This window comes from Dactylosporangium darangshiense (genome assembly GCF_039537565.1).
Lineage (GTDB): Bacteria > Actinomycetota > Actinomycetes > Mycobacteriales > Micromonosporaceae > Dactylosporangium > Dactylosporangium darangshiense.
The window spans coordinates 152,053-162,160 of the sequence record NZ_BAABAT010000010.1; the positions used below are offsets into that span (position 1 = coordinate 152,053).

Genomic DNA, 10,108 nt, shown 5'->3' on the forward strand with positions numbered 1-10,108 from the left:
CCGCTTGGGCATGGCCTGGCTCGGCAGGCAGTTCGTCGTCCTGTTGGGTCCGGCGCTCGGCGCTGTCCGCCGGCGGCGCCTGCGCGACCTGTGGATGGGGGCTGCCGCCGCCGCTGTCGTCACGATCCTGGCGCTGGCGTTCCGGACCCCCTCGGGCCATGCCTTCCTGACGGCATACGCCATCACCCGGCCGGGCGACCCGCTGTACATCACCCTGGTCAAGCTGCCGTTGTCGATGTTCGCCCCGGCGGCTCTGCTGCCGTACTGGTTCGCGGTGATGCAGGTCTTCGTGGTGTACACGCTGGTGCAGGCCCTGGTCGGTGCGCGCCGGACCCTCGTTGTCGCCTTCACCGGACACGCCGTGGCGACGATGTCCACCCACATGTGGATCCTGCTGGGGCCGCCGATCGGCATCGGGCACCGGTTCGACCACTTCGGCGACGCCGGCCCTTCGGTGGCCGTGATATCGCTGCTGGCGTACGCCGTCGTGGCCTGCCGGGCCAGCTGGCTGGCGATCGTCCTGATCGCCTATCACGCCATCGAGATCGGGATTTTCAACGGCGTGGCACAGCGAGAGCATCTGATCGGCACGTTCACCGGTGCGCTCCTGGCCGTGGCCGGTCGTCTCGCCACCCGGCGGCGAGCCCGCGGGGCAGATGCCGGCCCTCCCCCGTGGACAGCTCTCGGGCGCAGCGCATCAGCAGGCGTCCCGTGCCGGCCGCTGCCAGGTCGTTATCCCTTGGCATCGGAGCCGGCGAGTGCGTATGGCCACCACATGCTGCTCGCCGCCTTGGAGGAGCATGAGACCTCCACCGCGACGGCGCAGGGACCGCGCAGAGAACCGGCAGGACGCACCGCGAGCCACAGGCGCGGTATCGGGCGTTAGCCCCAACGACTACCGATGACGGCCGGCGAGTTTCGCTGGCTCCTTGCACATCATGCAAGCTATTGTGCAAGTTGTGCAAGCTAGGTCTCGGCTTTTCCCGCTCTTGCGTTCGCCCTTGCTGGGTGAGCTGATGGCGTGGCTCTACCTGCACCCGGAGATGAGCTGCTCGGTGACGGAGCTGGCGCGCCAGTTCAATGTTTCCCAGTCGACCGTCAGCCGGGAGGCCGACCATCTTGCCGCGGCCGGCCTCGTGCGCGAGGAGCGGAAGGGAAACCTGCGCCTGCTGCGGGCGGACCTGACCAACCCCCTCGCTCGCCCGCTCACCGAACTGCTGGCGTTGACCTACGGCCCGGCCGCCGTCCTGGCCGATGTGCTTCCCCCGGTGGATGGCGTGGATGAGGCATTCATCTACGGTTCGTGGGCGGCCCGCTACTCCGGGGAAGCCGGTCCTCCGCCGCGTGACGTCGATGTGTTGGTGGTGGGCGACGCGGACGAGGACGACCTGGCGGACGCGGCCCGCTCCGCCGAGCGGCAACTCGGCCGAGAGGTCAACATTCACCGTGTATCCGCGGCGGCATGGAAATCGGCCGGCGATGATCCCTTCCTGGCATCCGTGCGGTCGCGCCCGTCGTACCCCATCGTGGAACCTGGAGAACGGTCGTGAGATGGCAGCAGGGCCGCGAGACATTGGACGGCATGATCGCGCGAGGCGAGTTGGAGCGCGTGCCGGCCAGCCGCGACCACGCCGACCTTCTGCTGTCGCAGGCGCGCCGGCATCTCGCCTCCGCGGGTGCCATCGCGGTTTCCGACCCTGCCGGCGCCTATCAGCTGCTGTACGACGCCGCGCGTAAGTCACTTGCCGCGGTACTGGAGAACCAGGGCGTCCGGGCCACGAGCCGGGGCGGGCACATCGCGGTGCGCGACGCGGTGTCGGCTCAGCTCGACCCGCCGCTCGGCGCGGTACTGCGCCCATTCGATCGTCTCCGGCGGCGCCGCAACCAGGTCGAGTACCCGTCCGCAGCGGCGCCCAGCGTCAGCACGGAAGAGGTCGAGCGTGACGTGCCCAAGGTTGAGCAGATCATCGACGTCGCCGCCAGGGTGCTGGATCAAATGAGTCCGCTGTGACCGTTGCCTGTGCCGGTTGGCCTGCTACTCATCCGCGTCACCGCTGAGCACCAGGTAGTTCCGGCCGCTCGCGCCGCGGCGATCACCGGCAGTGGGCGGGCTCGGTGGCCGCGGGCCGGCCCGACGCGCCGGCTGCGGCGAAGTCGATGGCGCCGGGCGCCGGATACGCGCCGTCGAGTTGGGAGCCGGACAGGACAGCGCCGCTGAAGTCGGTGCCCTGCAGACAGGTTTCGCGTAGGTCTGCGCCACTCAGGTCCGCGCCGCGCAGGCTGATGCCATCCAGGCGTGCCCGTCGCAGCGAGGCCCCCTTGACGATGGCGCCGGCGAGACTGTTTCGCCGAAGGTCCAGGCCCGTCAGATCGGCTCCTGAGAGGTCGGCGCCGCGGAGGCTCGTGCGGTCGGCCATGGCCTGGGTGACCTTGACGCCCCGCAGGCCAGGCGTTGCCCGGCCGGACTCCCGGAACATCGGCACCGAGGAACTGGCCAGGACCACCACGGCGAGGAGCCCGACGCTGAGCGGCAGCAGCACCAGCCAGACCCGGCCGCTGGACCCGAACGTGCGGAACCCGACCATGAACACCGCGGTCGACAACACGAGCGCCGCGGCGCAGGCCGCGCCAACAGTCCCGAGCACCTGCCCGATCACCGCGACGACGATGATCATCGCCGCCGGCCAGGCCCACAGTGACGCAACGCGCGGGGTGACGGCCTGCGGCGAAGGCGGTGCGCCGGTGAACGGAGAGTCGTCGTCCGTCGCGGCCACCGGTGTGGTGGTCACGGACATGATTTTGTCCTACTGTCGCCTTCCGGTCACCACTGATGTCGCCGCGGTGATGGTCCGTAGGGTACTCGCTACAGCGGGTGTCGCCGCGAACGTGCCGGGGGTGGGCATGACGCACACTGGCCCACGAACGCCGCCGGGCGCGGACCTGTATGCATCCGGCGCCAGGATCTTTCTCGGACACCCTGAGGGACGTGCGGGGCGGCTCGGCTACGCCGAGTACGACGCGAACACCGGGTACTTCAGCTGCCGTACGTGCCCGTTCGAGCAGGCGGGCGCCGAGCTGACGAAACCCTGCACCGCGCCCGCGTGCCGGGGTCTGATGGTATTCGATCTTCGTGCCGCCCTGGTCTGCCGTAGCAACCCGGCCCACCGGCAGGCCGCCAGGACGATGCGATGAGCCTGTCGGAGCTCGGTTCCTCGATCGGCCGGTACTTCAGCCTCGTGAGTCTCGTGCCATCGACCATCACGGTGCTCTACGTGTTCTTTCTCGTCAACAGCGGCGCCTGGAGCGGCCCGCCCGTGTGGGCGGCCGCATGGAACACGCTCGAGGGCGCCGGGCCGGGCGTCTGGACGCTGATTGTCGGGCTGGCGCTCGCCCTCGGGCTCGCTGCTCACCCGTTGCAGTTCCCGCTGGTGCAGGCGTACGAGGGGTACTGGGGCCGCACCGTGCTCGCCCGCAGGCTCTGGCTCGACCGGTCCTCCGCGCACGCCAGGAAGGCCGTCCACAATTCCGATCTGCTGAACCACCTCAAGGGTCTCGAGCCGGACACCGATGCGGCGTCCCGTGAGGCTCTCTGGGTTGCCGGCCTGCGGGTCGACGTCGACAGGGCAGCGGCGAGGTACCCCCAGCCGGCGCCCGATGCCCCGTCACCGTTCATGCCGACCCGGCTGGGCAACGTGCTGCGACGCTACGAACTGCTGGCGGGGGCGCCGTACGGCCTCAGCGGCGTCCAGGCGGTGCCCTATCTCGCCCTCGTCGCCGACGAGCGTGACGTGCGGTACCTCGACGACCAGCGGGCCACGCTGGACCTGGTCGTGCGGCTGAGCGCCATGTCGCTGCTCGCCTGCGCGATCACCGTGGTGTTCCTGTGGAACGACGGCCTCTGGTTGCTGCTCGCGCTGGTGCCGTACGCCCTCGGCTACCTCTTCTACCGCGGCGCGGTCGCGGTGGCCCACGAATACGGGACCGCGATGGCCGCGCTCATCGCGTTGAACCGCGACGCCCTCTACCGCCGGCTGCGGCTCAGCCTGCCGGAAAGCGCCGCAGCGGAGCGCCGTCGCAACGGCAGTTCGCTGCGGTACCTGCTGGGGCTCGAGCGGACCGCGCAGGCGGAGTACGTCGACCCGGACCAGTCACCGGGCGCCACGCAGGTCAAGGACCTCGCCGGCGGTGGGACGGACCCCGCTGGCAGGATGGGGTCGTGAGCGGCAGCGACCTGGTGTTGATCCTGCGGTACCGCAAAGCGGTGACCTACGGCCACCACGTGCTGCTCGCCGCCCTGGAGGAGCACGACACCTCGACGGCCTACGAGGTGGTGTTCGCCGAGACCGCGGCCGCGACCATCGAGGCGATCCGCGCCGCGCGGGCGGCGAAGGTGCTGGTCCTGTGGTCGTTCTACTCGCCCGACGCCGAGGCGCTGGCCGAGGAGCTCGCCACCATCAAGGCGGCCGCCCCGGGCGCCGTCCACGTGGCCGGCGGCGTGCACGCCACGGCCGAGCCGGTCCGGACGCTCGACGCGGGCTGGGACATCGCCGCGGTCGGCGAAGGCGAGAGCACCCTCCTGTCCCTGGTCGACAGCGCCGGCGACCCCACCGGCATCCAGGGCCTGGTCCACCGCGACGACACCGGGACCCTGCAAAGGACCGGCAAAGCGCACCGCGAGCCGCTGGGGCGGTACCGGGCGTTCCCGCTGACGTACAAGCGCATGAACCCGATCGAGATCACGCGCGGGTGCGTGTACGCGTGCGCGTACTAGCCCCAACTACGTACTCAGCACCGGAAACCCAACAGGTGGTTCCGGCTAGCTGAAACTGCTGGTCGGAACCTTGATCCGGAGGTTTCCGACCATGGAACACCCGTCATGGTGCGACCCAACACGGTGCACCGCGGACCCAACGACGCAGATCGACGGCTACCGGCCCGGAGCCGGTGGCGAACATCTCTCGGTCCTCGTTCCGTTGCAGCTTACGGCTTGCGTGTGGCTGCCGGCCCGGTCTGGGGCGGCGTGGCTGAGCGAGGCGGTAGCGCCGTGGCCGTGCGCGCCGTACCTGAACGTGTGTGTCGGCGAGACCGAACTCTCCATGCCTGCGGGCGACGCTGCCTTGGCCCTGTCAGCGCTGCTGGCGCTCGCAGACCTTGCGCAGGTGCGCGGATGAACCGCGTGGACAGCGCGATCCGCGCAGCGGCGGGCGTGACCGTCGTGGCGCTGGCGGGGATAGCTGGCGCGATCTCGTACAGCCACATGACCGAACTCGCGGACGCGCACGGCGAGGTCGGGTGGCGAGCGCACATGTTTCCGCTGTCGGTCGACGGCATCGAGATTGTGGCGTCGCTGGTGTTGCTGGCGGACAAGCGCGCCGCGCGGAGTTCGGGCTGGCTGCCGTGGGCGGCGCTGATAGCGGGTACCGGCGCGAGCTTTGCCGCGAACGTCGCGGTGGGCGGTTCGGACTGGATCGGCAGGGCGGTGTCGGGCTGGCCGGCGTTCGCGCTGCTGATCGCGGTGAAGCTCCTGTTCGGCCTGTTGGACCACCCGGCAGTCCAGCTTACGCCCGCCCCGCCGCAGGGACTGGTCCCGGCACAGGCCAATCCTCCTCACCCCGTTCCGGACCGACCGGGTCCAGTCCCGGACGGGAGCGCCGCCGTCCCGGACGACTGGGGTGGCGACGATCGTCAGGACGCCGACGCGAGCAACGCGATGGACGACGGCCTGCTCCTGGAGGGTCCAGAAACTAGGGAACTCGGTGGCCGGGGCCGTATCCTCGACCGCGCGCTTGGTCCAGAGGTCTTGGCATTGCTACCAGCAGCTCGGGCGGCTCGGGCTGAACTCGCGGCAACCGGAAAAGCGGTAACGCGCGAGGCTCTCGCTCGGCAGCTGCGAGCGAACGGACACGCAGCCTCTAACGCCCGCATCTCAGAAGTTCAGAGAGCCCTCCTCGTCGAGTCTTCAGCAATCGGAGGCGATGCCTAGGCCAAGTGCTTCGCGTTGGCCCGTCGGCACTAGCTAGAGCCGACGTTCAAGGCGTAGACATTGAGTGCGGCCGTGCTCACATCGCCGCCCGCCTACACGTGAGCGCAGGTTCGAATCCTGCAGGGGCGACGGGCAGGCCTAGGCTTTTCTGCCGAAACGTAAGGAATTGTAGTTAACCTCGGGGCCGAGAGCGGCCTCACCCGAGCGGTGGCGTCCGTTGGTCGTTGACGGCTGATGTGATAATGAATGTCGATTCGGTGCAGGCGACACGCTGGGGGTGGGTTGTGGCAAGCGTGCGGCGTCATGGGTTGCCGGCCGCCGTATCGGCGGTTCTGGGAGGTGGGGCGGGACTGCTGGGGAACGCATTCGCCAACGGCTGGAGGTGGCCGGTTGGGGTGGCGTTCGTAGTGGCGATGCTGGTCGAGGCTGGCTGGGTTGGAATACGCGCGATGACCGAACGGAGCGATGCCAGCACGGATTGTCTTGCAGGCGAGCCGACAAACCAAATCGGCAAGGTCTTGGCGCCTGGCGGTCAGGCGGCGGGCGTCAACTACGGCCTGATGTATCAGGAGCGGGGTCGGTGATCGGCTGGCACCGATCCGTTCAACGGATCGATGCCGTCGAAGCACCAGGCGGCCAAGCGGTCGGCGTCAACTACGGCACGGTGATCCAACAGCTTTTCACCGGTCCGTTCGCGTTGCTGCGCCAGGCCACAATATCGCTAGATTTACTGCCGTCAGACGTAGGTCTGGTCGACCCTGCCAACCCGAACGACGTGCTCGGCCTGTTCCAGGGCCGGGATTGGCTGTTGCGGCGCATCGACGACTTCACCGCCCGATGTGTGCGCGAGAAGGTGGGCGGGTATCTGTTCGTAGAAGCCGAGGCCGGCATGGGCAAGTCAGCGCTGGCCGCGTTCTTGGCATTCACTCGGCTATGGCCCACGCATGTGACGCGCCTGCCGGGCGGCACGTCCCCGGCCACGGCGCGGGCGAATCTGACCGCTCAGTTGATCGCCCGGTGGAAGCTTGAGGATGCTGCACCTGGCGGAGTTTTGCCCGCTGGCCACGACACAACGTTGTGGCTGTACCAGCGGCTGTGTGATGCCGCAGCTTCCCGCGATCGTTCCGAAGCTGGGCAGCCGGTGGTGCTACTAGTCGATGGCCTGGACGAGGCGCCGCTGCCAGCGGCCGGCGAGCTGCCGTTAGGCCTGCCGCGCCAACTGCCACCAGGATGCGCTGTGATTGCCACGACCCGCCCCGGCCTGCCCTTGCCAACGAGGGTTGGATATACCGAACGCATTGAGGTGGAAAGTTCGCTCAACCGCGAAGACCTGGCAAGCTATCTGCACCACGTCACAGCCCGTGATAATCGGATCGGCACCGCAGTTGCGGCGGCAGGCATGCGTGGCGAGGAGTTCTGCGAGCGGCTACTGAAGGCGTCCTGCGGGGTGTGGATCTACGCCGTTATGGTGCTCGACCAAATCCGGCAAGGTCGACCCGCAAGAGACGTCAGCCATCTCCCCGCTGGACTGGCCGGTTACTACACCGACAACATTGACCGGTGGTGCGCCGATCCGGCCGCCGACTGGGAAAATACGATGATGCCGCTGCTAGCGACCCTCGCCGCTGCGCGCGAACCTCAAACGGGTCGGCAACTCGCTGACTGGGCGGGCCTGCCCGTGGCACCGGCACGGGCGTTGCTTCGCGGGACGCTACGACCGTTTCTACTTACCCGGCCAGGCGGCGACCCGGACCTGTATGGGCTACGGCACCATAGCCTTCGCCAATTCTGCGAGGCCAACTCTGCCATCGATTGCGATCAGCGGCGTGTCGCAGAACTGACTCACGACCTGGCTGAGCGCACCAGCCAGGCGCATCGCCTGATCTGTCGTGCACTCACCCCGCCCGGGGATCCCGCTACACGAAACTGGACCGGCGCAGACAGCTACACATCCAGACACCTCGCCACCCACGCCGCGGCCTGCGGTCAGCTAGATCATCTCGCACTCGACCCCGGATTTCTGCTCGTCGCCCCGATCGCCGATCTGCTGCAACACCGACGTCACCTCACTACCGACGCCGCGCGAGCAGCGTTCGGCGCGCTGGAAATCGCCGGCAACTCCTGGACCGGCGCACATGACCACGAGACTTGGCTCTACGTGTCCGCGCACAAAATGCGGTGTCGTAGCCTTGCCGAGGCCATCGACGTCCGTCGACCACGGTCATGGGCAATCCGGCACGCGTTCTGGACCGGAACCGCCCATCGCGTTCTGAATGGGCACACCAGCGTCGTCCGGACGTTGGTCGTGGTTCCGCAACCCGACAACCAGTTCCTGCTCGCCTCCGCCGGCGACGATCGCACGGTACGGGTATGGGAGCCTCGCACCGGCCAGCTAATCGCCAAACTCCGCCATACCAGTCCTGTCTGGGCGTTGACCGTAGTTCCACAACTCGACGGCCAGCACCTACTTGCCTCCGCCGGCTACGACCAAACGGTTGTATGGGATCCGCACACCGGCCAGCCAATCGCTGAACTGACCGGCCACACCAACACCGTGCGGGCACTGACCGTAGTCGCACAACCCGACGGCCAGCACCTACTCGTGTCGGCTGGCTACGACCAAACGGTACGCGTATGGGACCCGTCCAGCGGCCAGTCAATCGCCACGCTGACCGGTCACACCGACACCGTGCGGGCGTTGACCGTGGTGCCCCAGCCCGATGGCCAGCACCTACTCGCCTCCGCCGGCGACGATCGCACGGTACGGGTGTGGGACCCTCGCACCGGCCAGTTAATCGCCAAACTCCGTCATACCAGCACTGTTTGGGCGTTGACCACGGTGCCGCAGCCCGATGGCCAGCACCTACTCGCCTCTGCCAGCGCCGACGACACGGTGCGCGTATGGGATCCGCACACCGGCCGGCCAATCGCCAACCTCAGCCACACCAGCACTGTTTGGGCGTTGACCGCAGTCCCACAAACCGGCGGCCAGCATCTGCTCGCCTCCGCCGGCGACGACGACACGGTGCGCGTATGGGATCCGTCCACCGGCCGGCCAATCGTGAAACTGACTGGCCACACCGACACCGTGCGGGCGTTGACCGTGGTGCCGCAGCCCGATGGCCAGCACCTACTCGCCTCCGCCAGCGACGACGACACGGTGCGCGTATGGGATCCGTCCACCGGCCGGCCAATCGCCAAACTGACCGGCCACACCGACACCGTGCGGGCGTTGACCGTGGTGCCGCAGCCCGATGGCCAGCACCTACTCGCCTCCGCCAGCGACGACAGCACGGTACGGGTGTGGGATCTGCATGCTGGCCGGCCAATCGCCGAACACGGCCATGCCGGCGTCGTGTGGGCGTTGACCGTGGTGCCGCAGCCCGATGGCCAGCACCTACTCGCCTCTGCCAGCGACGATCGCACGGCACGCCTGTGGGACCCGCACACCGGCCAGCCGGTCGCCGAGCACGATCACATCGGCACCGTGCGGGCGTTGACCGTGGTGCCGCAACCCGATGGCCAGCACCTACTCGCCTCCGCCAGCGACGATCGCACGGTACGTGTATGGGACCCGCACACCGGCCGGCCAATCGCCAGGCTGACCGGCCACACCGGCGCCGTGTGGGCCTTGGCCGTAGTCCCCCAGCCCGACGGTCGGCAGGTACTTGCCTCCGCCAGCACCGACCGGACGGTACGGCTGTGGGACCCGCACACCGGCCGACCAATCGCCACGATGACCAGCCACACCGGCGCGGTGCGAGCGTTAACCGTGGTGCTACAGCCCGACGGCCAGCACCTACTCGCCTCCGCTGGCTACGACGACACAGTTCAGGTTTGGGACCCGCGCAACGGCTGGGCGATCGCCGAACTGATCGGCCACACCGATACCGTGCGGGCGCTGACCGCAGTGCCACAGCGCGGAGGCCAGTATCTACTGGCCTCCGCCAGCGACGATCGCACGGTACGTGTATGGGACCCGCACACCGGCCGGCCAATCGCCGAACTGATCGGCCACACCGATACCGTGCGTGCGCTGACCGCAGTGCCACAGCGCGGAGGCCAGTATCTACTGGCCTCCGCCAGCGACGATCGCACGGTACGTGTATGGGACCCGCACACCGG

9 protein-coding genes are annotated in these 10,108 nt (G+C 68.5%); 8 read left to right on the forward strand and 1 reads right to left on the reverse strand.

The window, feature by feature from the left end; all coding sequences use genetic code 11:
- The first annotated feature begins 10 nt into the window (after positions 1 to 10).
- The 3 genes from ABD901_RS20625 to ABD901_RS20635 all read left to right on the forward strand — a co-directional run bounded on the left by ABD901_RS20625 (position 11) and on the right by ABD901_RS20635 (position 2,011).
- Complete coding sequence (locus ABD901_RS20625; protein ID WP_345128727.1) at positions 11 to 886, forward strand: hypothetical protein; 876 nt, start codon at positions 11 to 13, stop codon at positions 884 to 886.
- A 115-nt stretch (positions 887 to 1,001) separates the two neighbouring features.
- Positions 1,002 to 1,550, forward strand: a complete 549-nt coding sequence (locus ABD901_RS20630; protein WP_345128728.1) for a MarR family transcriptional regulator — start codon at positions 1,002 to 1,004, stop codon at positions 1,548 to 1,550.
- Positions 1,547 to 2,011: a hypothetical protein gene (locus ABD901_RS20635; protein ID WP_345128729.1), complete on the forward strand. Its 465-nt coding sequence runs from the start codon at positions 1,547 to 1,549 to the stop codon at positions 2,009 to 2,011. The genes ABD901_RS20630 and ABD901_RS20635 overlap by 4 nt, the downstream gene beginning before the upstream one ends.
- 82 nt (positions 2,012 to 2,093) lie before the next feature.
- On the opposite strand, the gene ABD901_RS20640 is transcribed toward ABD901_RS20635, so the two are convergent.
- Positions 2,094 to 2,789, reverse strand: a complete 696-nt coding sequence (locus tag ABD901_RS20640; protein WP_345128730.1) for a pentapeptide repeat-containing protein — start codon at positions 2,787 to 2,789, stop codon at positions 2,094 to 2,096.
- Positions 2,790 to 3,188: 399 nt separating this feature from the next.
- On the opposite strand from ABD901_RS20640, the gene ABD901_RS20645 reads away from it, so the two are divergent.
- The 5 genes from ABD901_RS20645 to ABD901_RS20665 form a co-directional block, all read left to right on the forward strand.
- On the forward strand, positions 3,189 to 4,220 hold the full coding sequence (locus tag ABD901_RS20645) for a hypothetical protein (protein ID WP_345128731.1): 1,032 nt from the start codon (positions 3,189 to 3,191) through the stop codon (positions 4,218 to 4,220).
- Positions 4,217 to 4,771, forward strand: a complete 555-nt coding sequence (locus ABD901_RS20650; RefSeq protein ID WP_345128732.1) for a cobalamin-dependent protein — start codon at positions 4,217 to 4,219, stop codon at positions 4,769 to 4,771. Before ABD901_RS20645 ends, ABD901_RS20650 begins: the two co-directional genes overlap by 4 nt.
- Before the next feature lie 396 nt (positions 4,772 to 5,167).
- Positions 5,168 to 5,983: a DUF2637 domain-containing protein gene (locus ABD901_RS20655; RefSeq protein WP_345128733.1), complete on the forward strand. Its 816-nt coding sequence runs from the start codon at positions 5,168 to 5,170 to the stop codon at positions 5,981 to 5,983.
- A gap of 395 nt (positions 5,984 to 6,378) precedes the next feature.
- Positions 6,379 to 6,567 (forward strand): hypothetical protein, encoded by a 189-nt coding sequence (locus tag ABD901_RS20660; RefSeq protein WP_345128734.1) that lies wholly within the window; start codon positions 6,379 to 6,381, stop codon positions 6,565 to 6,567.
- A partial coding sequence (locus ABD901_RS20665) for a hypothetical protein (RefSeq protein ID WP_345128735.1) occupies positions 6,564 to 10,108 on the forward strand: 3,545 nt, incomplete at its 3' end. The genes ABD901_RS20660 and ABD901_RS20665, both read left to right, overlap by 4 nt.

What these genes read in the sequence shown, in the direction of transcription:
- ABD901_RS20655 (WP_345128733.1), top strand. Translation starts at nt 5,168, where the DNA reads ATGAACCGCGTGGACAGCGCGATCCGCGCAGCGGCGGGCGTGACCGTC.
- ABD901_RS20645 (WP_345128731.1), top strand. Translation starts at nt 3,189, where the DNA reads ATGAGCCTGTCGGAGCTCGGTTCCTCGATCGGCCGGTACTTCAGCCTC.
- ABD901_RS20625 (WP_345128727.1), top strand. Translation starts at nt 11, where the DNA reads ATGGCCTGGCTCGGCAGGCAGTTCGTCGTCCTGTTGGGTCCGGCGCTC.